This is a genomic window from Kaistia granuli DSM 23481, assembly GCF_000380505.1.
Classification (GTDB): Bacteria; Pseudomonadota; Alphaproteobacteria; order Rhizobiales; family Kaistiaceae; genus Kaistia; species Kaistia granuli.
In genome coordinates this window covers 288,996-314,598 of the sequence record NZ_AQYH01000004.1, presented here as the reverse complement: position 1 = coordinate 314,598, position 25,603 = coordinate 288,996, and the positions used below count along the sequence as shown (strand labels likewise).

Here is a 25,603-nt window from a genome sequence, read left to right as displayed (position 1 = left end):
AGCCACGCCGTGCCGCCCGATTCCTTCGCCCAGAACCGCCTGCAGCTCTTTCCCGCGATCGAGCCCTACGCCGTGCACCGGCTCAAGGTGTCTGCCCTGCACGAGATCCATGTCGAGGAATGTGGCAATCCGAACGGCAAGCCGGTGCTGATGGTGCATGGCGGGCCCGGCGCCGGCTGCGGCCCCAACATGCGCCGCTATCACGACCCCGACGCCTACCGGATCATCCTGTTCGACCAGCGCGGCTGCGGCCGCTCGACCCCGCATGCCGAGCTGCGCGAGAACACGACCTGGGATCTCGTCGGCGACATGGAGACTATCCGCGCCCATCTGGGCATCGGGCGATGGCAGCTGTTCGGCGGCTCGTGGGGCTCATGCCTGGCGCTCGCCTATGCCGAGACACATCCGGAGCGGGTGAGCGAACTGGTGTTGCGCGGCATCTTCACGCTGCGCCTGCGCGAATTGCTGTGGTTCTACCAGGAGGGCGCCTCGTGGCTGCTGCCGGAGGCGTTTGAAGCCTATCAGGCGCCGATCCCGCCCGAGGAGCGGCAGGACATGATCGGCGCCTATTACAAGCGCCTGACCTCGGAGGACGAGGCCGTCCGCATCCAGGCGGCGCGCGCCTGGAGCATGTGGGAGGGGAATGCGCTGTCGCTGATGCCCGATCCGCTGCGGGTTTCGGCCTTCGGCTCGCCCTATTACGCGCTCGCCTTCGCCCGCATCGAAGCCCACTACTTCATCAACCGGGGCTTTTTCGATCGCGACGACTTCATCCTCGCCAATGCCGGCCGCATCGCCGCCATTCCGGGCGTTATCGTGCATGGCCGCTACGACCTTTGCACGCCGGCCGCGATCGCCTGGGATCTGTCGAAGGTCTGGCCGGAAGCCGATTTGCGAATCGTCGCGGACGCCGGGCATGCCATGTCGGAGCCCGGCAACATCCACGAGCTGATCGCGGCAACGGAGCGTTTCAAGGCCCGCGCCACCTGAAGGCGCTTCAGATCCGGCCCTGATCGGCGTCCTGCTTCAGTTCGCGCACCATGCCGAAGAAGCGGCGCATCAGCTCCTCGCTGAAGTTCATGGCGCGGTCGAGCTCCGGATCGCCGGAAAGCTGCGCCTTGGGCTCGGTCCGGCGCTCGATCTCGTCGATGCGGGCGCGAAGGGTTTCGACCTGCCGCCGGAGCTCGGCGACATCCCCGCCGGGCGGCGCGGCGGCCGGCGCCGGCTTGGCCAGCACGTTTTCGGGGATGGCAGCACAGCGCCAGACTCCGCCTTCGGTCGCGGCACCGCGCTGGCAATGCGAGACGTCGCCGGTCTCGGTATCGAGGCGGACGAACCCGCCTTCGGCCGGGACCATGGTGTAGCGGCCGGCGCGGGGGGCGGCTTCGGCGGCCGGGGATGGCGATGCGGCGGCGGGAGGCTGGTCGACGGTTTCGGCTTGAGCGCCGAATGGAGCGGCGGCGAAAAGCAGCGCCGTCGCGAGGGCGGCTCGCCCGGGAAGGCGGCGCATCGGCGTCGGACCGATCGGCCCTCGGGTGAACGTCAGCAGCATCGGCTTGCTCCCTTTTCTGGCCCCCGGCGACCATAGCATGGGGCGACTTCGGAGCGAACCCGGCGACGGGTCGGGTCGGGAAAGGTCGGCACCCCAGGGAGGAGAATAGGGTGCCGACCTTAGCAGCCGCGCCCGGGGCAAGCCCGGCGCGGCCAGTCAATCTCGCGAGACGGGCGTCGCTCAGGCGGCGCCGGCTTCCTTCTGGCGCAGCAGGCCGGCGACGACGTCGACGGTGCGGCGAAGTTCGTCGAGCGCCTGCTCGATGTCGACCTTCTGGCGCTCCAGCACTTCGATCTGCTCGTTGAACTTGCGCAGGGCAAGCCGCATCTGCAGCACCTGGCCGTCCTTCAGATCGTAGAGATCGAGCATCTCCTTGATCTCGGTCAGCGAGAAGCCGACCTTCTTGCCCATCAGCACCAGCTTGAGCCGCGAGCGATCGCGACGGGAATAGATGCGGTTCAGGCCCTCGCGGCGCGGGTTGAGCAGCGCCTTGTCCTCGTAGAAGCGCAGCGTCCGAAGCGTGACGTCGAACTCGCGCGACAGGTCGCCGATCGTGAAAGTGGTCTGCTTGTTGCCGTCGGGGGTACCGGCACCGTCGAGATCTTCACGGGAAATCCCCGCAAGTTGGGCCATGCTCATGAGGGACACATCCTTATTCTTGGTTGTACCGAAACGGACGAACCGACGTTGCGGCCGCCGAAATGCATGCCCTTTTCATGCAGGTGTCGCTGCGTCAGGTAAAGCGCTTTAGCGTCACGTAACGGAAATTTCCTTCTCCGATAACTGTTAAATGGGCCGGGTGAACCGCGTTGGAGGCACGATAAGCGTAGGCTCTCCGTCAGAAATCATTAAGCCTCGTTACCGAAGCGTGTAAGAGAGGCGGATCGGTTAACCGCCTGTTTACCATGTCGGCGCGAAGCTCCCCGCAGGCCGGAATCGTGAATCGGGCCGCGCCGCGGGGACGAAATTCGGTCCGGTGCGGGCAGCGAGACAATGACAGATGGGGACGATGCCGATGGTCGGGGCATCCAGGGGTTGCAGGTCATGAAGTCGGGCAGCAGGTCGGGTTACGGAGCGGGCCAGTCGGGTTCGGACCTTCCGCTGCGTTCGCCGGCTGCTTTAGCGCGGCGGACCGAACCCGACGGCGCCGAACGCCTGGCCGCGCTGTCCGCCCTCGTCGACAATCTCACGCGACAGATCGATACCATCGAGGGCTCCTCGCGGCGCCAGCCCGCGCCGCGCGTGGAACAGCCCGCCAAACCCGCCGCGCCACAGCCGGATGCCAGTCGAGCCGCCCTCGAGGGCCGCATCGACGCGCTCGGACGCCAGCTCGACGACCGCCAGTCGGAACGGCTGAGTGGCATCGAGACCCGCCTTGCCGCCCTCGCCAACCAGCTCGCCGCCGCCAAGTCCACACCGGTTCAGCCGGCGCCCGTCCAGGCTGCGCAGCCGGCGCCCGTTCGCCGGGCGCCGCCGGCTGCCGCGCCGTCGCACGCCCGCGGCGAGACGCTGGCCAGCCTGCAGGCCGCCATCGCCGAGATCTCGCATCGCCAGCAGGCGATCGACCGCGAGACCAGCGGCGCGCCCAACCAGTTCGACGCCGTCGCCATCGAGGACGCCATCGCGGCGCTGCGCGACGACATCGCCATTCTCGGCCGTCGCATCAACGCCGAGGCGCGCCGGACCGACGAGAACGGGCAATCGCTGAAGAACGAACTGGCGGCCCGCATCCAGGCGCTGGCCGAGACGCGGTCGCCCGAGCCGGACGCCGTCGAGCTGCTGCGCCGCGAGCTGGCGGAAATCCGTCAGTCGGTCGAGCTCGCGGCACGCGAGACGACGCTCGCCAGCATCGAATCCGGCTATGGCCACATCATCGAGCGGCTGGACGACATCGTCCGCCAGGTGCCCGAGCCGGATCGCTTCGATCGTCTCGCCCGCGAGATCGCCCAGCTCGCCACCTCGATCGAGGCGAGCGCGCCGTCGCGCGAGGTCGAAACCGAGATCGAGGACATCCGCAACGCCGTCGCCTCGCTGTCGATCTCGCGCTCCGACGCGGTCAGCGCCGCCGTCGAGCGCCAGATCGCCAGCCTGCACGCCGCCATCGACACGCTCGCCGCCCGGCCGGCGCCCGCCATCGACCTTTCCGGCATCGAGCGCGAGATCGATTCGCTCCGCCGCGACATGGACGGCTTCTCGCGCGGCGCCGATCCGCTGGCGCTGATCCGGCTCGAGAAGCAGATCGCCGGCATCCGCTCGACCATCGACGACATCGACCCGCGCCCGGTCGGCATCGATTCAACCGCATTGTCGCGGCTGGAGGACCGGATCGACGCGCTGGCGGGCCGTTTCGACGCCCTGGCCGAATTGCCGACGCTGCGCGCCCCCGCTGCCCCCGACGCCTTCGACGGGCTGCGCTTGGAGATCAGCCAGCTGCGCGAGGACTTCGCGGCGCGCGAACCCGTCCGCCTCGACGCGATCGAGCAGCAGATGCAGGCCCTGGTCCGCCGGCTCGACGAGACGACGCGCCCGGACGACCATCAGGCGCTGGCGCAGCTGGAGGCGCAGGTCGGCGCCCTGGCGGAGCAGGTCTCGGCCGGCGCCGATCCCCATGCGCTCGCCCGCGTCGAGGAGAATCTGGACCGGCTGCAGTCGCTGCTCGGCGACAGCCGCCAGGACACGATCGAGGCGGCTCGCGACGCCGCCCGCGCGACCTTCCAGGAATTCGCAGGCAATCTGCCCGGCCGGCCGGACGACCATCTGATCCAGGCGCTGCGCGACGACATGCGCGCCCTGCAGACGGCGGCCGAGCGCTCGGACCGCCAGACCCACGATACGCTCGAGGCCGTGCACAACACGCTGGCCAAGGTCGTGCATCGCATCGCGCAGCTGGAAATCGAGGAACGGGGCGACGCCGCCCCCGCCTTCGCCGCCGCGCCGACACCTGCGGAGACGACTTCCTCGCTCGGCACGGGATTGCCGGAGGAACATCGTCCGCTCGCCCCCGGCTCCGGTCGGCCCGTGCCGCCGCAGATCGCGCCGGCGGTGTCCGCGCCCGCGCCGGCCGCCAGACCCGGCGACCGCAAGGCCGATTTCATCGCTGCCGCCCGCCGCGCCGCCCAGGCCGCGCAGTCGGAGACGGCCGAGGCGATGGCCGAGGTCGAGAAGCATGGCGACAAGCCGAGCACCTTCACCCGCATCGGCGACGCACTGCGCGCCCGCAAGCGGCCGCTCGTGCTGGCGATCGCTGCCATCGTGCTCGCCATCGGCGCGATGCAGCTGACCGATCCGCCGGGACGCCAGGCGTCGAAGGGCGCCCCGACCAACGGCACGACCGATCCCGTCGCCACCGGCTCGATCCCGGCAAAGCCCGCCGCCGCACCGGCCGCTCCCGCCGCGAAGCCAGCTCCGAACGCCATGGTGGCGCCGAACGCCGAGGGCGCCGGCGCCCTTGCCTTCGCTCCGCCGGCCGCGACCGACAGCCGCTTCGCCGCCATCGCGCCCGAAGGGCCGCCCGCCTCCGGCTTCAGCGCCCCGGCGACCGGCGCCACGACCGGCATGGACCTCGAGACCGCCGCCGCCAAGGGCGACGCGGCCGCCGCCTTCGAGATGGGCCGCCGGCTCGCCGAGGGCAGCAACGGCAAGCCGAAGGACGCGCGCCTGGCGGCCGAATGGTATCAGCGTTCCGCCGAGGCCGGCCTCGCCATCGCGCAGTACCGGACCGGCAGCCTCTATGAACGCGGCGACGGCGTGCAGCGCGACCTCGCCGCCGCCCAGGGCTGGTACGAGAAGGCAAGCGATCAGGGCAATGCCCGCGCCACGCACAATCTCGCCGTGCTGATGAGCGAAGGCGCGACGGGCGATCCGGACTACGGCAAGGCGGCCCAGTATTTCATCCGGGCCGCCAATCTCGGGGTCGCCGACAGCCAGTACAATCTCGGCGTGCTTTATGCGCGCGGGCTCGGCGTCGGCGTCGATCTGGTGCAGTCGTACAAGTGGTTCGCGCTCGCCGCCCAGCAGGGCGACCGCGACGCCGCCAAGCGGCGCGACGAAGTAGCCAAGGCGATGAAGCCGGACGCGCTGGCGGCGGCCCGCGCCAGCGTGCAGACCTTCAAGGCGCAGCCGCTCGACACCACCGCCAATTCGGAGCCGCGCATCAAGCCGGAATGGAAGGCCTCCGGCGCGCAGATGACCATGCGAGACGTGACCCGGACGGCGACGCCGCGCGGCTGAGACGGGGCGACCGGCCGGCGCGTTACCGCTGCCGCCGGAACAAGCGTTGACACAGGCGGGACAAGAGGCTTTATCGGCCCAACATCCGTGGCCTTGTCATGCCCTTGTCTTGACAAGGCTTTGTGATCGTTTCGTCTTGGCTTCGCCCCGGCGCGGCCGGCGCCTGCCTCAACGTCACCCTGTGCCAGCGGTTCTGTCGTCGTGCAGATCTATCTCCCCATAGCCGAACTGCCGGTGAACATGTTCATCATCTTCGGCATGGGCGGCGCCGTCGGCTTTCTCTCGGGCCTGTTCGGCGTCGGCGGCGGCTTCCTGCTCACCCCGCTGCTGATCTTCTCCGGCATTCCGCCCGCTGTGGCGGTCGCCAGCACCACGGCGCAGGTCGTCGCCTCGTCGGCATCGGCGGCGATCACCTTCTGGCGGCGGCGAATGATCGACATGAAGCTCGCCGGCGTGCTGGTCGCCTCGGGAGTGGTCGGCTCGTCGCTCGGCGTCGGCATCTTCAGCCTGCTTCGCCGCTGGGGCCAGCTCGATCTGGTCATCGCCATCTGCTACGTGACCTTCCTCGGCCTCGTCGGCGGGCTGATGCTGACGGAATCGATCCGCGCCATGATCAATGCGCGGCGCGGCCGTCCGGCGCCGCTGCGCAAGCCCGGCCAGCACAATTGGGCGCATGGCCTGCCGTTCAAGGTGCGTTTCCAGCGCTCCAAGCTCTACATCAGCGTCATTCCGATCATCGCGATCGGCGTCGGCATCGGCGCGCTCGGCTCGCTGCTCGGCATCGGTGGCGGCTTCATCCTGGTACCGGCCCTGATCTATCTGCTGCGCGTGCCGACCAACATCGTCATCGGCACGTCGCTGATCCAGATGACCGGCACGATGGCAGTCGCCACCGTGCTGCAATCGACCAGCAACCACACGGTCGACGGCGTGCTGGCGCTGATCCTGATGGTCGGCGGCGTCATCGGCGCGCAATTCGGCACGCGGGTCGGCGCCTTTGTCCGCGGCGACCAGCTGCGCGCCATGCTGGCCCTCTTGGTGCTGGCCGTCGGCGCCCGCTTCTTCGTCGATCTGGTGCACACGCCGGCCGAGTTGTTCTCGCTGGCGACGCTGACGGGCGATACAAGGTGAGACGGCTCGCGCTTCTCCTGTCGCTCGCCGCCCTCTGCCTGGGGCTGTCCCCCGCCCGCGCCGAAAAGCTGATCGTCGCCCTCTCGGCCGAGGAGGTGCGGATCACCTCCAACTTCACCGGCACCAGCATCACCGTGTTCGGCGCCATCGAGCGCGACGCGGCGACCGTCTCGCGCGCCGAATTTTACGATGTCGTCGTCGCCATCAAGGGGCCGCCCGAGACCGTGGTGACACGCCAGAAGGCCCGTTTTCTCGGCATCTGGCTGAACAGCGCCTCGCGCACCTTCGTCAACATCCCGTCCTTCTATGCCCTCAATTCGTCGCGGCCACTGTCGGAAGTGTCGACGCCGCAGATCCTGAAGCGCTTCCAGATCGGCGCCGACAACCTCGTCTTCCCGGTCTCGGCCGATGACGGCGCGGAGACGGCCAATGCCGACGACGAGTTCCGCAAGGCTTTCGTCCGGCTGAAGCAGCAGGACGGGCTGTTCCGCAGCGAGGCCTATGGCGTCACCTTTCCCGGCACCGAGATCTTCCAGACCGCCATGCGCATTCCGGCCAACGTGCCGGTCGGCCGCTATGTCGTGACCGTCTACCTGTTCCGCGACGGCGCGCTGCTGGCGACGGACCAATCGGAGATCCGCATCGCCAAGATGGGCTTCGAGCAGTTCACCTTCGATCTCGCCCACAATCAGGGTCTGCTCTACGGCGTCCTCTGCGTGATCCTGGCGATCTTCACCGGCTGGCTCGCCGGCGTCATCTTCCGCAAGGACTGAGGCAGCGCTGCCTCAGCCGCCCTTGCCGAGATTGAGCAGGCGGATGATGACCCAGACCGGGATCACGATCACGGCGCCGAGCAGGAAATACTGCCAGAACCACTCAATGGCGCCGAAGCCCATGTTCCAGACGCGCCAGACCAGCTGCCGGGCCTTTTCGACGATGTCGTAGGGCGACAGGCCGAGCGCCGAAAGCACGACGCCGACGATCAGCGAAATGACGATCAGCCGGAGCAGGACCTGGGCGGGCGAGCCGCCCATGAAGCGTTGAAGGCCGTTCATCGTCATCTCCTGTGACACCGCGCCCGACACGGACCCGGCGTTCGATTCGGTGGGATGATAGCGGATCGGTGCAGCCGGAAAACCGGCTAAATCACCGCTGGCGTTTCATCCTGCGTCCGGGCCAAGCAACCCCTCCAGCGTCTCGATCCGGTCGGCCTCGGCCGGAGGCTTGTCCCAGCGCAGCCGGCTGATGCGGGGAAAGCGCATGGCGACGCCGGATTTATGCCGCGTCGATCGATTGAGCCCCTCGAATGCCACCTCGAACACCAGACCCGTCGCGGCGCTATGCGTCACCTCGCGCACCGGGCCGAAGCGGTTCAGCGTGTTGCGACGAACGAAGCGATCGATCTCGACCAGCTCCTCGTCGGTGAAGCCGAAATAGGCCTTGCCGACCGGCACCAGCTCGTCACCGCCCTCGCCCGTCTTCCAGACGCCGAAGGTGTAGTCGGAATAGAAGGACGAGCGCTTGCCGTGGCCGCGCTGCGCATACATTAGCACCGCGTCGACCGTGTAGGGGTCGCGCTTCCACTTGAACCACGGCCCCTTCGGCCGGCCAGGCTCATAGACCGAATCCCAGCGTTTCAGCATCAGTCCCTCGATGACGGGCACAGGCGGCAAGCTGCGCTTTTCCATCAGTTCGTCGGTGGTCTCGTAGGCGACCAGCGGCGACAGATCGATACGGCTGGCGAGCGAGCCGGCGACAAGGCCCTCGAGCCGCATCCGCCGCTCGCGAAACGGCAGCGCCCGGACATCGTCCATGCCGTCGACGAGGCAATCATAAGCGCGGATGAAGGCCGGATGGCTGGCGATCAGCTTGCCGGAAACGGTCTTGCGGTTGAGGCGCTGCTGCAGCTCCGAGAAGGAGCCCGGCTGGATCGCCTCGCCCTCGCGGCGACCGACCAGCAATTCGCCGTCGATGGCGCCGTCGAAATCGAGCGCCTCCAGCATGTCCGGGAATGTGTCGCCGATATCCTCGCCGGTGCGCGTATAGAGCCGGCGGACGCCCTGGTCCGAGACGGCCTGAACGCGGATACCGTCCCATTTCCACTCCGCCGCGTATATCTCGGGATCGATGCGCGGCAGGTCCGTCTCCTCGATCGGCTGCGCCAGCATCACCGGCCGGAACGGCGCCCTGGCCGAGGATATCGGCTTCTCCGCCCGCCCCTCCAGCCAGGCGAACAGCGGCAAATAGGGCGGCTTCAGACCGTGCCAGAGCTCCTCGATCTCGTTGACCAAGAGCCCTTCGACATTTTCCTTGCCGAAATCGGCCAGCGACTGCTTCGCGAGCCGCGCCGAGACGCCGATGCGCAGGCCCCCGGTGACGAGTTTCAGCAGCGCCCAGCGGCCCTCGGCATCGAGTGCATCGAGAAAGGCGGCGACGCGACGCGGTCCATCGGCGCGCGAGGAGGCGAGCAGGGTCTCGACGATGGCGGAGAGCGAGGGGGTGTTTGTCTTGAGAGAGGCGTCAGGCGTCGAGGTGGTACCCCCCACCCAACCCTCCCCCACAAGGGGGGAGGGCTTTCGGCTTTCGGTTATGGAAACGTCGAGAACACCAGCCGGCGCGCCCTCTTCCCCCTTGTGGGGGAGAGTTGGAGAGAGGGGTACCGGCTCCGACGATCTGGAAATGACACCGCCCTCGTCCCAGACCAGAGCGATGGTCTCGGCGAGGTCGCCGACATAGTCATAGGAATAGGCGAACAGCACCTCGTCGATGCGTTCGGCGACCAGCGCCCGCAGCATGGCCGGCTTGACGGCGGGCACGTCAAGCGAGCCGGTCAGCGCCGCCAGCGCCCAGCCGCGGTCGGGATCCGGGGTCGTACGAAAATACTCCGCCATCAGCCGCAGCTTGGCGTTGCGCGACGGCGTCAGGATCAGGCGATCGAGGAGAGCGGCGAAATCCTGCATGGCCTCAATCTAGGTTCTGGCCGCGAGGTCGGAAAGCCCCGCCGGCAGGGAGGGTTGCAGAGGCGCGCCCGAACCCCTAACTGTGGATCGCTCGGCCCTGCGGCCGGGCCTCGTTCTCAGGGCGGGGTGTAACTCCCCACCGGCGGTAAGAAGGATCTCCTTCAAGCCCGCGAGCGCCTTTCCGTTCCAGCGGGAAGGGTCAGCAGATTCGGTTGAATTCCGAAGCCGACGGTCATAGTCCGGATGGAAGAGAACGGCGAAGACCCAGCGAACCAGCCTTTGCGGCTGGCGCGCGTGTTTTTGCTCATGCCCTGATTTCGTGTTGTCGAACCCGATGGGAACCAACATGAGTCAGACTACCCTCACCAAGCCTTCCGCTCTCGGAGCGCCGGTCGCCGGCGCCCTCTGGATGGTGCTGGCCGGCGTCGCTTTCGCCGGCGTCAACATTCTCGAACAGATCGCCACTGTCCGCCTGCATCTGCCGGCACCGACGGCCGCCTTCCTGCAATATGCCATCGCGCTTGTCGTCATCCTGCCCTGGGCGGCGCGGCGCGGCCTGCCGTCGCTCCGGACCCGCCGGCCGGGCCTGCAGGCGTTTCGTGTCCTGCTCGCCGCCATCGGCGTGCAATTCTGGGTGCTCGGCCTCTCGCATGCCGTGCCGATCGGCCAGGCGATCGCCCTCGTCATGACCTCGCCCTTCATCGTCACGCTCGGGGCCGGGCTGTTCCTCGGCGAGAAGGTGTCGATCGAGCGCTGGCTCGCCGTGATCGTCGGCTTCGCCGGCGGGCTGATCATCCTCGACCCGTTTTCCGAAGCCTTCACGACGGCGAGCCTCTATCCGCTGGCGGCCTCGGTGCTCTGGGCCGGCGTGTCGCTGACCCAGAAGAAGCTGCTCGCCGAGGACAGCCCCGAGGCGGTGACCGCCTGGCTGCTGCTGCTGCTCGCGCCGGTCAATCTGCTGCTGGCGCTGCCCTCCGGCATCGCCCTGCCGTCCGGCGACGCCTGGATCGCGATCGTCGCCGTCGGCGTGCTCACGGCCGCGGCCCAGGGTTTCCTGGCGCTCGCCTATGCCCGCGCCGACGCTGCCTATGTGCAGCCCTTCGACCATGTGAAACTGCCGCTCAACGTGCTGGCCGGCTGGCTCGTCTTCGGCTGGATCCCGCCCAGCCATCTCTGGGCGGGTGCGGCACTAATCGTCGGCGCGTCGATGTTCCTGCTCTGGCGGGAAAGCCGGCAGCAGGGCGCCAAGGTCGCCTACTCCGCCTCGTCCTCGTAGCCGACCATGTGCAGCGGCCGAGCGCGGATCCCCGCCAGCTCGCACCAGCGAACCAGCGCCTCCTCGCGGCCATGCGTGACCCAGACCTCGGCGGGAGCAATCTCGGCAATCGTCTGGGTCAGCTCGGCCCAGTCGCAATGATCGGAAATGATCAGCGGCAGCTCGACGCCGCGCTGCTTGGCGCGCTGACGGATCGACATCCAGCCGGACGCGAAGCAGGAGACGGGATCGGGAAACCGCCGCGCCCAGCGATCGGCGAAGGCGGAGGGCGGCCCGACGACGATCGCGCCGGCGAAATCCGTGTTGCCGGCGGATTTGCGGCCGGCCTCGACGGTCGCCGCCTCCAGCGGGCCAAGGTCGATGCCCTCTTCCTGATAGAGCCGGCAGAGCCGCTCCAGCGCGCCGTGGATGTAGATCGTGCGGTCGTAGCCTTCCTCGCGCAGCCGCTTGATCACCCGCTGCGCCTTGCCGAGCGCATAGGCGCCGACGAGATGCGCCCGCTCCGGGAAGGCGGCGAGCGAGGCGAGCAGCTTGCCGATCTCGTGGCCATCATCGGGATGGCGGAACACAGGCAGGCCGAAGGTCGCCTCGGTGATGAAGACGTCGCACTTCACCGGCTCGAACGGTGCGCAGGTCGGGTCGCGCCGGCGCTTGTAGTCGCCGGACGCGACGATGCGCATTCCCTTCGCCTCGACGGCGATCTGCGCCGAGCCCAGCACATGGCCGGCCGGATGAAACCGCACCGTAACGTCGCCGATCGTCACGACCTCGCCGAAACGAGCCACTGTCTCGCTGCCGGCGAAATCGGGCCCATAGCGCTCGGCCATGATCTTGAGCGTCTCGCGCGTCGCCATCACCGCGCCATGGCCGGGCCGGGCATGGTCGGAGTGGCCATGCGTGATCAGCGCCCGCGCCACCGGCCGCACGGGATCGATATGGAAGCCGCCGAGCGGGCAATAGAGGCCTTCCGGAACGGGGGACAGCAGGTCGGATGGGCGCATGGCTCCAATCTAGGTGGTCTCTACCCGGATGAAAGGGGAACCTGCGAGATCCGCGCGAGGATTCCTTGCCGTTCCCTTTTCGCTGGGACAACGTCATGATCCACAGATGGCGCGGAGGGGCAGATGAGTGATTTCAGCGACTTCGACTTCCTGATCGGCGAGTGGAGCATCACCAACGAATTCTTGAAGCACCGCCTCGTCGGCTCGACGGAGTGGGAAACTTTCCCGGCGACCTCCCGCGTGGAGAAGGTGATGCCGATCCCCGAGGGGAGGCATGCGGACGAGCATGGCGGCAATCTGGACACGATGTTCGTCCCGGCGCGCGGCTTCACCGGCATGACGCTGCGCCTTTTCGATCCCGTTTCCGGCCTCTGGTCGATCTACTGGTCGGACACCAAGAGCTTCCGGCTTTTCCCGCCGACCATCGGCCAGTTCCGGAACGGGCATGGCCAGTTCTTCGGCGACGATAGGGAGGGCGGGGTTCCGGTGCGCGTGCGCTTCGACTGGATCGCCGGAGAGCGGCCGGTCTGGGAACAATGGTTCTCGGCCGATGGCGGCGACAATTGGGAAAAGAACTGGGTGATGCGGTTCGAACGGGCCTGATGGCCCTGCCGGGCTTAACCGCGGTCCCGTTTTGTTCCAATTTCCCTTGGCGACGACGATCCCGCGCGCTACCTCTCGGATGTGACACACCAGTTTCGCCCCCAAGCCGACCCTGGAAGCCTTGTCGCGAGCCTGCCCGACGCATTCGCCGACTGGTTCGCCCGTCGCGGCTGGGCGCCGCGGCCGCATCAGCTCGCGCTCCTGGAAAAGGCGGCTGAGAACCGCTCCGCCCTGCTGATCGCACCGACCGGCGCCGGCAAGACGCTGGCCGGTTTCCTGCCCACCCTCGTCGATCTCGCCACCCGCCCTCCCGCCGGCAAGGCCGGGCGCGGGCCGCATACGCTCTACATCTCGCCGCTGAAGGCGCTCGCCGTCGACATCGCCCGCAATCTGGAGATGCCGGTGGCCGAGATCGGCCTCGACATCGCGATCGAGACGCGCACCGGAGACACGCCGGCGCACAAGCGCCAGCGCCAGAAGCTGAAGCCGCCGGAGATCCTGCTGACGACGCCCGAGCAAGTGGCGCTGCTGCTCTCACATCCCGACGCCGGCCGCTTTTTCGGGGACCTGAAGACCGTGATCTTCGACGAGTTGCACGCGCTCGTGACGGCCAAGCGCGGCGATCTCTTGTCGCTCGGCCTCGCGCGGCTGCGAAAACTCGCGCCGGACCTTCGCGCCGTTGGCCTGTCGGCCACCGTCTCCGAGCCGGACGATCTGCGCGCCTGGCTAATGCCGCAGACACAAGGCGAACCAGCCAACCTGTCCGATCTCGTCACCGTCGCCGGCGGCGCCAAGCCGGAGATCACCATCCTCGACACCGAGGAGCGCCTACCCTGGGCCGGGCATTCGGCCGTGCATGCGATCGGCGAGATCTACGCCGCAATCCAGGCGAACGGCATGGTGCTTGTTTTCGTCAACACGCGAAGCCAGGCCGAGCGCGTGTTCCAGGAGCTCTGGCAGGTCAATGACGACGTCCTGCCGATCGCGCTGCATCACGGTTCGCTCGATGCCGGCCAACGCCGCAAGGTCGAAAGTGCCATGGCGGCCGGCAGCCTGCGTTGCGTCGTCTGCACCTCGACGCTGGACCTCGGCATCGATTGGGGCAATGTCGACCTCGTCGTCAATGTCGGCGCGCCGAAGGGCGCCAGCCGGCTGGCGCAGCGGATCGGCCGCGCCAATCACCGCATGGACGAGCCATCGCGCGCCCTGCTGGTGCCGGCCAACCGCTTCGAGGTGATGGAATGCACCGTGGCGCTGGAGGCGAGCACGATCGGCGCGCAGGATACGCCGCGCCCGAAGGCCGGCTCGCTCGACGTGCTGGCGCAGCATGTGCTGGGCATGGCCTGCGCCGCGCCGTTTTCCGCCGACACCCTGCATGACGAGGTCTGTTCGGCCGCGCCCTACACATCGCTATCGCGTGAAAATTTCGACCGCGTCGTCGATTTCGTCGCCACCGGGGGCTATGCGCTGAAGAGCTATGAACGCTTCGCCAAGATACGGCGTGGCGTCGACGGCCTTTGGCGCATCAGCCATCCGTCGGTCGCGCAGCAATACCGGCTGAATGTCGGCACCATCGTTGCCGATCCGATGCTGAAGGTGCGGCTCGCCTCGCGCAAGCGCGGCGGGCCCCTCGGCATGGGCGGGCGCGTTCTCGGCGAGGTTGAGGAATATTTCCTCGAGACGCTGGTGCCCGGCGACACCTTCCTGTTCGCCGGCCTCGTGCTCCGCCTCGAAGGCATCCGCGACAATGAGGCGATCGTCAGCCGGACCGTCAACGAGGCGCCCAAGGTGCCGTCCTATTTCGGCGGCAAGTTCCCGCTCTCGACCTATCTCGCCGACGGCGTGCGCGGGCTGATTGCCGACGAGCGCGCGTGGAGCCGGTTGCCGCATCAGGTCTCCGACTGGCTCGCGCTGCAGAAATGGGCCTCCGTCCTGCCGGCGCGCGACGAGCTGCTGGTCGAGACGTTTCCGCGCGGTGACCGCTTCTACATGGTCGCCTATCCGTTCGAGGGGCGGCTGGCGCACCAGACGCTCGGCATGCTGCTGACCCGGCGGCTCGAGAGGGCGCGGTTGAAGCCAATGGGCTTCGTCGCCTCGGATTATGCGCTCGCCGTCTGGGGCCTCGGCGACATGGGCGCCGCCTTCGCGAAGAAGAAGCCCTCGGTCGGCGACCTGTTCGACCAGGACATGCTGGGCGACGATCTCGACGCCTGGCTGGCGGAGAGCCATCTTCTGAAGCGCACCTTCCGCAGCTGCGCGCTGATCTCCGGTCTGATCGAGCGCCGCCATCCCGGCAAGGAGAAGACCGGCCGGCAGGTCACGATCTCGACCGATTTGATCTACGACGTGCTGCGCTCCCACGAACCGGACCACATCCTGCTGCAGGCGACCTGGGCGGACGCGGCGACCGGGCTGCTCGACGTCGGCCGCCTCTCCGACATGCTGGCGCGGGTGAAGGACCATATCCGGCACCAGCCGCTCGACCGCATCTCGCCGCTCGCCGTTCCGGTCATGCTCGATATCGGCAAGGAGCCGGTCGGCGGCCAGGCGAACGAGGAAATCCTGCGCGAAAACGCTGACGACCTCGTTCGCGAGGCGATGGGCGAAGCGGTGGGGACGTCGGCGGTGGAATGAGCGGGCGCAAGGCCAGAGGCCCCTGCCCAGCCCTTCGGCTTTTGGCTCCGCCGTCCCCCACCTCGCCGTCATCCCGGGCCTGACCCGGGATCCATGCAGCCGGGTGTTGGGGAGGCTCGTACCACCAACGCTTCGGCTGCATGGATCCCCGCCGTCGCGGGGATGACGGCGGAGATGGATGACTGGGAGGGTGGCTCGCGCCCCCTACTCCTTGACCTCGATCGCGCCCTTCATCATCGGGTGGAACCGGCAGAAATAGGGGATCGTGCCGGCCTTGGTCACGGTCACGCTGCCGGTCTTGCCGGCCGGAAGCTTGACATCGAAGCCCTTGTCGGTCGCCGTCGCCGTATGGGCGACGAAGTCCTTGTTCACCCATTCGACCGTGTCGCCCACCTTCGCCGTGATGGCGGCCGGGACAAAGGCAAGCTTGGTCACCTGGACGGTGATCGTTTCCGCCGCCGCCAAGTCCGGCAGAAGAAACACGCCGGCGAGCGCCAACACGACGCACGCCCGCCGGCGGCCCCGGCCGCCCGTCACTTCAGCTCTCCGGCGACCATGCGGGCGTGGTCCTCATGGCCCTTGAAGATCTGCAGGCCCGTCGACAGCAGCTCTTTCAGCTCGGCGTTCTGCGCCGCCGGGATCAGCGTCGTCTCCAGCGCCGTGTTGACGGCGTGGTGATAGGCCACTTCGTTGTCGACATAGGCCTTGTCGAAGGCGGCGCCCTTGAGCGTTGCAAGATGCGCCTGCGTGGCGTCAGCCTGCTTGACCAGCGCCTGGCTGGTGGCGTTGTCCTCCGGCTTGACCTTGAGCTTGGCCACGAGGGCGAGCGCCTGCTTGTTGACCGCCTCGTGGTCGCGGATCATGTCCTTGGCGAAGTCCTGCACCGCCTTGTTCTTCGACGTCTTCACGGCCAGTTCGGCTGCCTTGATGTCGATGTTGTCGGCGGTATAGGCGATGTGGGCGATCTGCGGATCGGTCGGCTTGGCATTCTCGGCGGCGAGGCCGAGCGTCGTCGTCAGCATCAGCCCGGCGAGGGCGATGCCCAGTCTGTTCAGCGCGTTCATGCTCGTCTCCTTGTCGATGCGGCGGCCCTGCGGGCCCGCGACATCACGTTAGATGTCGCTGCCTGACGAAGGTTCCCGCGCTGCCAGGATCGCCACGACGCGATCGGCCATCCGCTCGCAGCGCGCGCCGCCGAAGGGGAACGCGTCGCCCAGCACGTCGCCGACCTTGGCTTCCAGCGCCTGCCGCAGCAGCTTGCGCGCCCGGAACAGGCGGGTCTTCACCGTCTCGGGGCGCAAGTCGAACAGCGACGCCGTCTCCTCGACCGAGAGATCCTCGACGAGGCGGGCGACGAGGACGATGCGGAACGGCTCGGGCAGCGCGTCGATCGCGGCCTCGACCAGCTGGCGGATTTCACGCTGTGCCATGCTCCTCTCCGGGTCGGGGTTGGCCGCAGCCAGCGGGAACGGGATGATGTCGGCCTGCCCGGCTTCCGCCTCGACCACCGGCGTCAGCTCGACGGTCGGATGGTCGCGGCGGATGCGGCCGAGCGCCTCGTTGATGACGATGCGCGACAGCCAGGTGGCGAGGCTCGACTCGCGGCGGAAGCTTGCGAGGCGGGTGAAGGCGCGGACATAGGCGGCCTGCACGATATCCTCGGCCTCGTCGTCGCTGCCGGTCATGCCGCGCGCCAGCCGGAACAGGCGCCGGTTGTTCTGGCGGATGATGGCGCGGATCGCGCCTTCGTCATGCCGGAGCGCCCGAAGGATCAGGTCGGCCTCCCCGAGTTCGATGCGCGCGAGTTCCTGGCTGGCCATTTCCTGCCTCCTGGGTCCGCCCCCGACCGCGAAGCGCGATCGACCGGCGCTCATTGGATGCGGGCGCGCGCCAGAGGTTCCCGGGCGCTTGGCAGGACCCGAGGCATTGTATCGCGCTTTCGCCGGGCGTAGGACGTCGAAGCGCGACGGATGCTAGAATGGTCGCGCGATTCAATTCCTTGGCCCCGATACGAGCGGATACCGGATCGACATGCAGCGGACAGCGACGGCCCTGGACACGACGGAAGCGGCGGCAGCCGGTCTTTCGGTCGCCTCCGTGCCGCTGATCCCGCTGGTCGAGGGCGCGCTCTGGTGGCCGGACGAGCGCACGCTCGTCGTCGCCGACCTGCATCTCGAAAAAGGTTCGTCCTTCGCCCGGCGCGGCCAGATGCTGCCGCCCTACGACACGATGGCGACGCTGAAGCGCCTCGCCGCCGTCATCGCCCGGGTGAAGCCTGCCCGCATCATCGCGCTCGGCGACAGCTTTCACGATCCGAGCGGCGACCAGCGCCTCAACGAGGCCGACCGCGCCACGCTGCGGAGCCTGACCGCCTCGGCCGAATGGATCTGGATCGCCGGCAACCACGATCCGGAGCCGCCGCGCGAGCTCGGCGGCTGGGCGACCAGTGAACTCTCCGTCGGCCCGCTGGTCTTCCGCCACGAACCGCTCGCCGGCGCCCGGCCGGGCGAGATCGCCGGCCATCTCCACCCCGCCGCCCGGCTCGTCGGCCGGGGCCGCTCGATCCGTCGACGCTGCTTCGCCGCCGACGGCAACCGCCTCGTCATGCCGGCCTTCGGCGCGCTGGCCGGCGGCCTCAACGTCCTCGACACCGCCTTCCGTCCGCTATTCGATGGCCATGCCTTCCACGCCTGGATGCTGGGCGACGCCGTCCACGCCATCGCCGGCCGCCGTCTCGCCGGCGACTAGCTTTCCCCGCCATTGCCTGAAGGAACCCAGACCACCCCGCTCCTCCCCGCCGGCCCCGGGCGCATCGCGCCGGGAGCCAGATGGCCGGACACCGGACCCGTCGCCGCCGCGAACCCGCCGGTCCGCTGATCCCAGCCGACAATCCGACTGAAAGGAAGTCATGATGCGCCTCGACGGCCTCATCCTGTCCGCTCTGATCTCGACGCTTCCAGCCGCCGCGATCGCAGCGGACTCCGGCGTGGATCCCAGCCTGAAGCGGCTGGATCCGCAGACGCGCCTCGTCCAGGTCTGCGACCTCGCGGTGATGGACGAAACGTCGAGCCGCAAGGATGGCATCACCGAGCGGGCCTTCATCGACGCCCTGCACCGCGCCCATATCGAGGGCGACACCGCCCAAGGCGATGGCGGCGCGTTCCGTCGCAAGGGCGAGTGGTACGAATTCTCCTACAGCTGCACCGTCACGCCCGACCACATGCGCACGACCGAGCTCACGGTCGAGGTCAAGCGGCGGGTGCCGCATGCCGAGTGGGCGGCCAAGGACCTCTATCCCTGATCCCAGCGGCCCTGCCCCCTCGGGACCGAGGCGTGTATGGTGCCGGCGACTTTGACACCAGCAACGGAAGAACGAGCGCTTGATACCCTGGGTCCGGCTCGACACGGCAGAAATCCCCGATGGCGGCGGCGAATTGCGGCTGATGCGGCGCGGCGCCGAATTCTCCATCATGATCGGCTCGAACGAGCTGATGAACAGCCGTTTGAGCGGATCGGAAGAGGCGCTCGCCTCGCTTTCCGCCGCGAAGATCGCCGGCCGGGCCAAGCCGCAGGTCCTGATCGGCGGCCTCGGCATGGGCTTCACGCTGCGCGCCGCGCTGGTCGAATTCGGTCCGGACGCCGCGATCACCGTGGCGGAGCTCGTCCCGGCCGTGGTGGCCTGGGCGCGCGGACCGATGGCCGAGGTGTTCGGCGCTTGCCTGGACGACCCTCGCGTGGCCATCCATGTCGGCGATGTCGGCGCGCTTATTCGCGCTGGCCGTAAGGGTTTCGACGCCATCCTGCTCGATGTCGACAACGGCCCGGAGGGGCTGACGCGCGAGTCGAATGACGGGCTCTACACGATGCAGGGGCTCGGCGCCGCCTATGCGGCGCTGCGTCCCGGCGGTGTCCTCGCCGTCTGGTCGTCCGGCCCGAACGCCGCCTTCACCCAGCGCCTGCGCAAGGCCGGCTTCACCGTCGAGGAAGCGAAGGTCAAGGCCCATCGCGGCCGCAGCGGCGCCAAGCATGTCATCTGGATCGCGGTCCGGCCAGGGACCTAGGCGCCCGATCCGGCCGCCAGTCCCAGCGCCGCGTCGCTCGCCGGCGGGCCGTATTTCTCGGCCGGCGGCCACGGACGCGTTTTGAAATCCGGTTCGAAGACGAAGCTCGACTTCGTCCGCCCCGGCAGCAGGCTGCCATTGCCGGCTCCGAAAGCGTAATCGTAATAGAGCTTCACGATCTCTTCGCGCGAGGTCTGGCGGGCGGCGGGATGGTCGAGGCAGGCCGCGCGCCACCGCCGGACCCTGTCGAATTCCGGCTCGGCCGGCAGCTCGAAGCCCTCGTAATAGTCGAGGAACCAGAACCGCATGAAGATCGGCGTGAACACCGCTTCCGCGAGGCCGAATTCGGCAAACAGGAACTCGCCCCCGGGGCTGTGCTCGCGCAGGAAATCGTCGAGCTGGGCGAACAGCTTCAGCAATTTCTCCTCATGCGACCGGCGCGCCGCGCGGTCCTGGTTCATCACGAAGGTGTAGCCCGCCGCAGTGAAGGGGCCTTCCTTGGCGATCAGCATCCTCTCGACGGCGTGCTCGAACGGATCGGCGCGCCGCTTCAAGCCGCCGGCCACCGTCTCGTCGAGATATTGCAGGATGACGAGGCTCTCCTTCAGGATGCGGCCGTCCTCCGTTTCCAGCACCGGCAACGCGGTGGTGCCGCGCGTCTTGCGAAGCAGCTTGGCATCGCGCGGCCGGGTGATGTCGACGACGCGGAACTCGACGGCGTCGGCATGGCCCTTCAACTGCAGCAGGATCTCGATCCGCTGCGAGAAGGGGCAGACCGGAATGTGGTAGACGATCGGCTTCAGTGGCATGTCTGGCTCCCCGCCCCGGATCGCGGCGGCCAGGTATGGGCCGCGCCGCCATAGGGTGACTGGCCGCCAGCTTAGGGATGCGGCGGCCCTTCGCAAGCTCCTCGCGACGGCATCCGCCCAGTGCGGTTCAGACTGGCCCGAGACGGCGGCGCAGCGGTGCCGGCAGGCTTGGCGCGCCGGGTGACGCTGGCGCGCGGCTGCGCCCCGCCTGGCCATGATGCTTCGTCTTTTCCCAGCGATGCGGCGCGACGATCAATTGCAGGAAGGCGCGATAGCAGGCGATCGACAGCAGCAGCCAATAGCCGGGAAGGAAGATGAGGATGCCGGGCTGGCGCCGCTTGCTGCGGAACCGCAGCGTCGCCCGCGACAGCAGGGCGACGGCGACATAGGCGGCGACGAAATTGAAGACATTGAGGAAGATCATCGCCGACCCGAGCGGTGATTCCGCCCGCCAGAGCGCCGAGGGGTCGATCAGCAGGGCGAAGGCCGTGGCGATGTAAAGCGGATGGATCGCCGCCGCCACGATCGCTCCCAGCCCCGTCAGGATGAAGCCCAGCGTCCGGCGCGGCCCGAGTTCGCGCCAGAGCCGGACGGGGTGGCGCGAATGGACCAGGAATGTCTGCATCCAGCCCTTCAGCCATCGGGTGCGCTGCTTCAGCCAGAGTTTGGTCGTGCGCGGTGCTTCCTCATAGGTCGGCCGCGTGATCGTGCCGGTGCGATAGCCGCAACGGGCGAAGCGGATGCCGAGATCGGCATCCTCGGTCACATTGTAGGGATCCCAGCCACCGACCCGGCGCAGGGCGTTGATGCGGAAATGGTTCGAGGTTCCGCCGAGCGGCAGCGGCATGTCGAGCGCCGCCAGCATCGGCAGCACCCCGTCGAACTGCATCGAATATTCCATCGCGAAGAAGGCGGTCAGCCCGTTGGTATCGTCATTGTCGATCAGGAGCGGCGCCTGGATGCAGGCGAGGCGCTCATCGCTGGCGGCAAAGGCGAGATAGGCCTCGATCAACTGGCCGGGATCGGGCCTGTCCTCGGCGTCATAGACGGTGACGAACCGCCCGCGCGCCAGCGGCAGGGCGAAATTCAGCGCCTTCGGCTTGGTGCGCGGCGCCCGGTCCGGCACCACCAGCATCTCGAAAGGGGCGCCGAGGCCGAGCCGCTCGATGGCGAGGCGGGTCGAACGATCGCGCGCCTCGACGATGAACTTGATGTCGAGCCGATCCTTCGGCCAGTCGAGCCGGTCGAGCGCCCGCGCCAGATCGGCGACCATGTGCGCCTCGTCATAGAGCGGCACCAGCACGCTGTAGACCGGCAGGTGATCCCGATCGACCTCGAGCGGCGGCGCCGGACGCGATGTCCGCTCCAGCACGATGCTGACGGCGAGTAGCCGCAGCATGACGAGAGCGAGGAAGAGAAAGCCGGCGACGATGTTGAAGATCTGGAGGACGAGCAGGCCTTGCTGCCAGCAGGCGAACGCCAGAAGCAGGGCGAAGACCAGGCCGGCGACCGCCTGGGCCGGTGTCAGCAGGCGCCGGGCCGAGAATTCCGGCCGGCGGCGGTCGAGCCCCGTCACCGCTTCCTCCAGCAAGGGCGCGCTGGCCGCCTCGGTCAGGCAACGCCGGATCACGGCCGGCGTCGTCACAACGAGCCGCGACGCGAGCGCCGGCTGGCGCGCCAGCATGGCCGCCAACCGCCCGGCCTGGGTCGGTTCCGGCGCCACGAGCAGTCGGCGCGACGTTCCATCCTCGATCAGGACGGCGCGGCCGGCGCGAATGGAGGCGGCGCAATGGGCCACGTCCTCCATCTCCCTGTCGGCGAGCCACCCGCGCTCCCAACTGCCGCGCGGCGACGGATCGAAGGCGAGCCCGAGGCGGGCGGCGAGAAGCGCATAGCGCAACTCGCTGTCGGATTCCCCTTCCCCCCGAGGTTTCCACCCTGCCCCGATAGTCAAGCCAGACCCCGTCGCCCCGTCCTTCGGGCTCCTGCCCGAACGACAAATGGTCTATAGTCCGCCGCACGCCACGCCGTGGCTTCCCTAACGTAAATACCAGTCGAGAGTGATACAGGTATGCGGCTGCAGTTGGCAAGCATCGCAACTAGGACGGGTTTGGCGATGCTGGCGGCCCTCGTGATGCTGGCGAGCCTCGCCGGCACGGCCACCACCGCGTCCGCCCAGACCACGCCCGCCGCGAGCCAGACGGCACCGGCTCACGCGTCGTCGACCGGGGTCACCATCCCCAATCTTTGGGATCCCAACCGCCGGCTGGACAAGCCTCCGACCACCTCACTGACCGGCATCCGCTTCACGACCACGGATGATTTCCCGCCCTACAATTTCAAGAGCCCGGACGGCCGGCTGACGGGCTTCAATGTCGATCTGGCGCGGGCGATCTGTCGTGAGCTGAGCGTTCCCTGCACGATCCAGGCGCGGCCCTGGGACGGACTGATCGAGACCGTCGCGGCGGGTCGCGTCGACGCGGCGCTGGCCGGTATCGCGATCACGCCGGAAACCCGCGCCAAGCTCGATTTTTCCGACGTCTATCTGCGCCCCGCCGCCCGCTTCGTCGCGCGCAAGGGAGGCCCGGTCACGCGTCTGGAGACCGGTGCGCTCGCCGGCCGCAAGGTCGCGGTCGCCAAGGGCAGCGCGCATGAAGCCTACCTCGCCGCCTTCTTCCCGGAGGCTACGGCGGTCGCCGTCGACACGCCGGCGGCTGGCAATGACGCGCTCAAGGCGGGCACGGTCGATCTCGTCTTCGGCGACGGGGTGCAACTGGCGTTCTGGCTGCAGTCGGAGCCGGCGGCGAATTGCTGCGCCTTCGTCGGCGGCGCCTATGTCGAGCCGCGATTCTTCGGCCCGGGGCTGGCGATTGCCCTGCCGCCGAACCGGGCCGACCTCCGCCTCGCGCTCAACTGGGCGCTCGACAGCCTCTACGACAAGGGGGCGTTCGCGGAACTCTATCTCCGCTATTTCCCGGTCGGCTATTTCTAGACGCGACCCCGGACGATCTCAGAGCGTGCGGTAGCGGGCACGAGCGCCGCGCTCGATCGCCGCCGCCGTCAGGGCGTCGACATCCAGCACGTCCCGCAGCAGTTCGAGGAAGCGCAGTTCCTCCTGCTCGACATGCAGGTCCGCCGCCGCCACTTCGACGGCCATCGCATAGGCCGTCTCATGCAGCTTCTTCGGCAGCGAGGTGGCGATGGTGGCGAGCACGGCATGCAGGCCATCGTCCTCGCGCGTGATCGCGGCGCAGGCTTCCGCCACCGCGATCAGACGGTCCGTGTCGAAGCCGCCGAAGATCGGCAGCGTGTTGACGACATCGCCGATCTTGCGCAGTTCGCGATCGGTCATCTGGCGGTCGACCGCGGACAACGTCACCATTGCATAGATCAGGGCCTCCTGCGGGGAGACCGTGCTGCCGGTCGGCTTGTCCATGTCGATACGCTCCTGCACGCGGGCCAAATTCCCGTCTGGATGGGTCTGCCCAAACTAGGATCTCTTGGTTCGTCGTTCAACCGGCGCCTTGTCGCTGCCGGGAACACGCCGGCCATTGACGCGACGCCGGGCGCTCCCTAGGGTCCGCGCCCACGCGCGCTTTTCGTATGTCTCCCGCGCGTTTCCCCAGAAGAGGTTTTCGATGTCGACCGGTACGCTCCCTGTTCTCGATCTTGCGCCCGAACTCGTTCAGGCTGCGCAGGTGTCGAAAGCATGGCCCTTCGAGGAAGCGCGCCGGATCGTCGAGCGGCTGAAGCGGCAGAACCGTCCCGAAGGCCCCGTCCTGTTCGAGACCGGCTACGGCCCGTCGGGCCTGCCGCATATCGGCACCTTCGGCGAGGTCGCCCGCACCACCATGGTGCGCAACGCCTTCCGCCTCCTGACTGAAGACAAGATCCCGACCCGCCTGCTCTGCTTCTCGGACGATCTGGACGGCCTCCGCAAGGTGCCGACCAACGTGCCGAACCAGGAGATGATGCAGGCCTATATCGGCAAGCCGCTGACCCGCGTGCCGGATCCGTTCTCGAACGAGTATCCCTCGTTCGGCGCGGCCAACAATGCGCGCCTGCGCGCCTTCCTGGACGGTTTCGGCTTCGCCTACGAATTCGCCAGCGCGACCGACTATTACACCTCGGGCCGCTTCGACAAGGCGCTGCTGCGCATGCTCGAAGTCTATGACGAGGTGATGGAAATCATCCTGCCGACGCTCGGTCCGGATCGTCGCGCCACCTATTCGCCCTTCCTGCCGATCTCGCCGACCACCGGCGTCGTGCTGCAGGTGCCGATGGTCGACCGCAATGTCGAGAAGGGCACGATCACCTATATCGACCCGGACACGAACGAGCGCGTCGAGGTTCCCGTCACCGGCGGCGCGGTCAAGTGCCAGTGGAAGGCCGACTGGGCGATGCGCTGGTTCGCGCTCGGCGTCGACTACGAGATGAGCGGCAAGGACCTGATCGACAGCGTCAAGCTCTCGACCCGAATCTGCCGCGCGCTCGGTTCCGAGCCGCCGGAGAGCTTCACCTACGAGCATTTCCTGGCCGAGAACGGCGAGAAGATCTCGAAGTCGAAGGGCAACGGCCTGACGATCGAGCAGTGGCTGACCTATGCCGACAATGACAGCCTGGCGCTGTACATGTATTCGAAGCCCAAGACGGCGAAGCGCCTCTCCTTCGAGGTGATCCCGCGCACGGTCGATGAATATTTCGGCTTCGTCGACGCCTATGGCCGCCAGCCGGTCGAGCAGCGCCTCGGCAACCCGGCCTGGCACATCCATTCGGGCCATCCGCCGGCCGAGGGCTCGCCGATCCCGTTCGCCATGCTCCTGAACCTCGTCAGCGTTTCCGACGCCACCGACAAGGGCGTGCTGTGGGCGTATATCTCGCGCTACATGCCGCATCTGACGGCGGCGACGCATGAGAAGCTCGACCGCCTGGCCGGCTATGCGATCCGCTACTTCAACGACGTGCTGAAGTCCGGCAAGCACTATGTCGTGCCGGAAGGCGCGATCCGCGAGGCGCTCATCGCCCTCGACGCGGCGCTGGCCGAGATCCCCGCCGGCGCGACCGCCGACGAGATCCAGACCATCGTCTTCGACATCGGCCGGCAGTATTTCCCGGATCCCGCCAAGAAGGGCCCGGACGGCAACCCACCGGGCGTTTCGCTCGACTGGTTCCGCGGCCTCTACAAGGTGCTGCTCGGCCAGGACCAGGGCCCGCGTTTCGGCTCGTTCGTGGCGATCTACGGCATTCCCGAGACGCGCGAACGCATCGCCAAGGCGCTCAAGGGCGAGCTCGCCCAGGACTAGGGGCGGCCTGTACCCGATCCGCTTCTCTTGAACGGATCGTGAT

General features: G+C 68.1%; 23 protein-coding genes and 1 riboswitch. Of the genes, 12 read left to right on the top strand and 11 right to left on the bottom strand.

Annotation, left to right across the window (positions count from 1 at the left end):
• Positions 1-9 precede the first annotated feature (9 nt).
• Entirely contained in the window at positions 10-990 is a 981-nt protein-coding gene (gene pip, locus G342_RS0105375) for a prolyl aminopeptidase (protein WP_018182084.1), read from the top strand.
• Between the two features lie 7 nt (positions 991-997).
• Here the strand turns inward: pip and G342_RS0105370 are convergent, their stop codons facing one another.
• Complete coding sequence (locus tag G342_RS0105370; protein ID WP_018182083.1) at positions 998-1,552, bottom strand: hypothetical protein; 555 nt, start codon at positions 1,550-1,552, stop codon at positions 998-1,000.
• Between the two features lie 180 nt (positions 1,553-1,732).
• Positions 1,733-2,185 (bottom strand): MerR family transcriptional regulator, encoded by a 453-nt coding sequence (locus G342_RS0105365; protein WP_040878321.1) that lies wholly within the window; start codon positions 2,183-2,185, stop codon positions 1,733-1,735.
• 360 nt (positions 2,186-2,545) lie between these two features.
• Between G342_RS0105365 and G342_RS0105360 the strand changes: the two genes are divergently transcribed.
• The 3 genes from G342_RS0105360 (at position 2,546) to G342_RS0105350 (ending at position 7,686) form a co-directional block, all read left to right on the top strand.
• The gene (locus G342_RS0105360) at positions 2,546-5,782 is read left to right on the top strand and encodes an SEL1-like repeat protein (protein ID WP_040878244.1); all 3,237 of its coding nucleotides are present in this window, start codon (positions 2,546-2,548) and stop codon (positions 5,780-5,782) included.
• 201 nt (positions 5,783-5,983) lie between these two features.
• Entirely contained in the window at positions 5,984-6,913 is a 930-nt protein-coding gene (locus G342_RS0105355) for a sulfite exporter TauE/SafE family protein (RefSeq protein WP_026304144.1), read from the top strand.
• Complete coding sequence (locus G342_RS0105350; protein ID WP_018182079.1) at positions 6,910-7,686, top strand: TIGR02186 family protein; 777 nt, start codon at positions 6,910-6,912, stop codon at positions 7,684-7,686. Before G342_RS0105355 ends, G342_RS0105350 begins: the two co-directional genes overlap by 4 nt.
• Positions 7,687-7,698: 12 nt before the next feature.
• Here the strand turns inward: G342_RS0105350 and G342_RS0105345 are convergent, their stop codons facing one another.
• Together G342_RS0105345 and G342_RS0105340 are read right to left on the bottom strand one after the other, a co-directional pair.
• Positions 7,699-7,974, bottom strand: a complete 276-nt coding sequence (locus G342_RS0105345; RefSeq protein ID WP_018182078.1) for a DUF6460 domain-containing protein — start codon at positions 7,972-7,974, stop codon at positions 7,699-7,701.
• 99 nt (positions 7,975-8,073) lie between these two features.
• A complete protein-coding gene (locus G342_RS0105340; RefSeq protein ID WP_018182077.1) occupies positions 8,074-9,873 on the bottom strand; it encodes a cisplatin damage response ATP-dependent DNA ligase in 1,800 nt (599 codons plus the stop codon).
• Positions 9,874-9,981: 108 nt separating this feature from the next.
• Positions 9,982-10,132, top strand: a riboswitch (FMN riboswitch).
• An 87-nt stretch (positions 10,133-10,219) separates the two neighbouring features.
• On the opposite strand from G342_RS0105340, the gene G342_RS0105335 reads away from it, so the two are divergent.
• Positions 10,220-11,149, top strand: a complete 930-nt coding sequence (locus G342_RS0105335; RefSeq protein ID WP_026304143.1) for a DMT family transporter — start codon at positions 10,220-10,222, stop codon at positions 11,147-11,149.
• Here G342_RS0105335 and G342_RS0105330 read toward each other — a convergent pair.
• Positions 11,128-12,150 carry a ligase-associated DNA damage response exonuclease gene (locus tag G342_RS0105330; protein WP_018182075.1) on the bottom strand — a complete coding sequence of 341 codons (1,023 nt, stop codon included), beginning with the start codon at positions 12,148-12,150 and terminating at the stop codon, positions 11,128-11,130. The genes G342_RS0105335 and G342_RS0105330 overlap by 22 nt on opposite strands.
• A gap of 123 nt (positions 12,151-12,273) precedes the next feature.
• Between G342_RS0105330 and G342_RS0105325 the strand changes: the two genes are divergently transcribed.
• The gene (locus G342_RS0105325; RefSeq protein ID WP_018182074.1) at positions 12,274-12,753 is read left to right on the top strand and encodes a hypothetical protein; all 480 of its coding nucleotides are present in this window, start codon (positions 12,274-12,276) and stop codon (positions 12,751-12,753) included.
• 81 nt (positions 12,754-12,834) lie between these two features.
• A complete protein-coding gene (locus G342_RS0105320) occupies positions 12,835-15,387 on the top strand; it encodes a ligase-associated DNA damage response DEXH box helicase (RefSeq protein ID WP_018182073.1) in 2,553 nt (850 codons plus the stop codon).
• A 204-nt stretch (positions 15,388-15,591) separates the two neighbouring features.
• Here the strand turns inward: G342_RS0105320 and G342_RS0105315 are convergent, their stop codons facing one another.
• The 3 genes from G342_RS0105315 to G342_RS0105305 are packed head-to-tail and all read right to left on the bottom strand — an operon-like array spanning position 15,592 to position 17,207.
• Entirely contained in the window at positions 15,592-15,888 is a 297-nt protein-coding gene (locus G342_RS0105315) for a cupredoxin domain-containing protein (protein ID WP_156830828.1), read from the bottom strand.
• A 32-nt stretch (positions 15,889-15,920) separates the two neighbouring features.
• The gene (locus G342_RS0105310; protein ID WP_018182071.1) at positions 15,921-16,451 is read right to left on the bottom strand and encodes a DUF4142 domain-containing protein; all 531 of its coding nucleotides are present in this window, start codon (positions 16,449-16,451) and stop codon (positions 15,921-15,923) included.
• A 48-nt stretch (positions 16,452-16,499) separates the two neighbouring features.
• Positions 16,500-17,207, bottom strand: a complete 708-nt coding sequence (locus G342_RS0105305) for an RNA polymerase sigma factor (RefSeq protein WP_018182070.1) — start codon at positions 17,205-17,207, stop codon at positions 16,500-16,502.
• Between the two features lie 211 nt (positions 17,208-17,418).
• Between G342_RS0105305 and pdeM the strand changes: the two genes are divergently transcribed.
• The 3 genes from pdeM to G342_RS0105290 all read left to right on the top strand — a co-directional run bounded on the left by pdeM (position 17,419) and on the right by G342_RS0105290 (position 19,448).
• Complete coding sequence (gene pdeM / locus G342_RS0105300) at positions 17,419-18,135, top strand: ligase-associated DNA damage response endonuclease PdeM (protein ID WP_018182069.1); 717 nt, start codon at positions 17,419-17,421, stop codon at positions 18,133-18,135.
• A gap of 160 nt (positions 18,136-18,295) precedes the next feature.
• Positions 18,296-18,688: a DUF930 domain-containing protein gene (locus G342_RS0105295; protein WP_083931095.1), complete on the top strand. Its 393-nt coding sequence runs from the start codon at positions 18,296-18,298 to the stop codon at positions 18,686-18,688.
• A gap of 79 nt (positions 18,689-18,767) precedes the next feature.
• A complete protein-coding gene (locus G342_RS0105290) occupies positions 18,768-19,448 on the top strand; it encodes a spermidine synthase (RefSeq protein ID WP_018182067.1) in 681 nt (226 codons plus the stop codon).
• On the opposite strand, the gene G342_RS0105285 is transcribed toward G342_RS0105290, so the two are convergent.
• Both G342_RS0105285 and G342_RS23325 read right to left on the bottom strand, forming a co-directional pair.
• Positions 19,445-20,257 carry a glutathione S-transferase family protein gene (locus G342_RS0105285; RefSeq protein WP_018182066.1) on the bottom strand — a complete coding sequence of 271 codons (813 nt, stop codon included), beginning with the start codon at positions 20,255-20,257 and terminating at the stop codon, positions 19,445-19,447. The two genes, G342_RS0105290 and G342_RS0105285, sit on opposite strands and share 4 nt — an antisense overlap.
• 127 nt (positions 20,258-20,384) lie before the next feature.
• Positions 20,385-22,157, bottom strand: a complete 1,773-nt coding sequence (locus G342_RS23325) for a glycosyltransferase family 2 protein (RefSeq protein ID WP_018182065.1) — start codon at positions 22,155-22,157, stop codon at positions 20,385-20,387.
• 216 nt (positions 22,158-22,373) lie between these two features.
• Between G342_RS23325 and G342_RS0105275 the strand changes: the two genes are divergently transcribed.
• Positions 22,374-23,249, top strand: a complete 876-nt coding sequence (locus tag G342_RS0105275; RefSeq protein WP_018182064.1) for a transporter substrate-binding domain-containing protein — start codon at positions 22,374-22,376, stop codon at positions 23,247-23,249.
• A gap of 18 nt (positions 23,250-23,267) precedes the next feature.
• Here G342_RS0105275 and G342_RS0105270 read toward each other — a convergent pair whose 3' ends face one another.
• Positions 23,268-23,693, bottom strand: a complete 426-nt coding sequence (locus G342_RS0105270) for a tellurite resistance TerB family protein (RefSeq protein WP_018182063.1) — start codon at positions 23,691-23,693, stop codon at positions 23,268-23,270.
• A gap of 202 nt (positions 23,694-23,895) precedes the next feature.
• On the opposite strand from G342_RS0105270, the gene G342_RS0105265 reads away from it, so the two are divergent.
• On the top strand, positions 23,896-25,560 hold the full coding sequence (locus G342_RS0105265; RefSeq protein WP_018182062.1) for a lysine--tRNA ligase: 1,665 nt from the start codon (positions 23,896-23,898) through the stop codon (positions 25,558-25,560).
• Positions 25,561-25,603 lie beyond the last annotated feature (43 nt).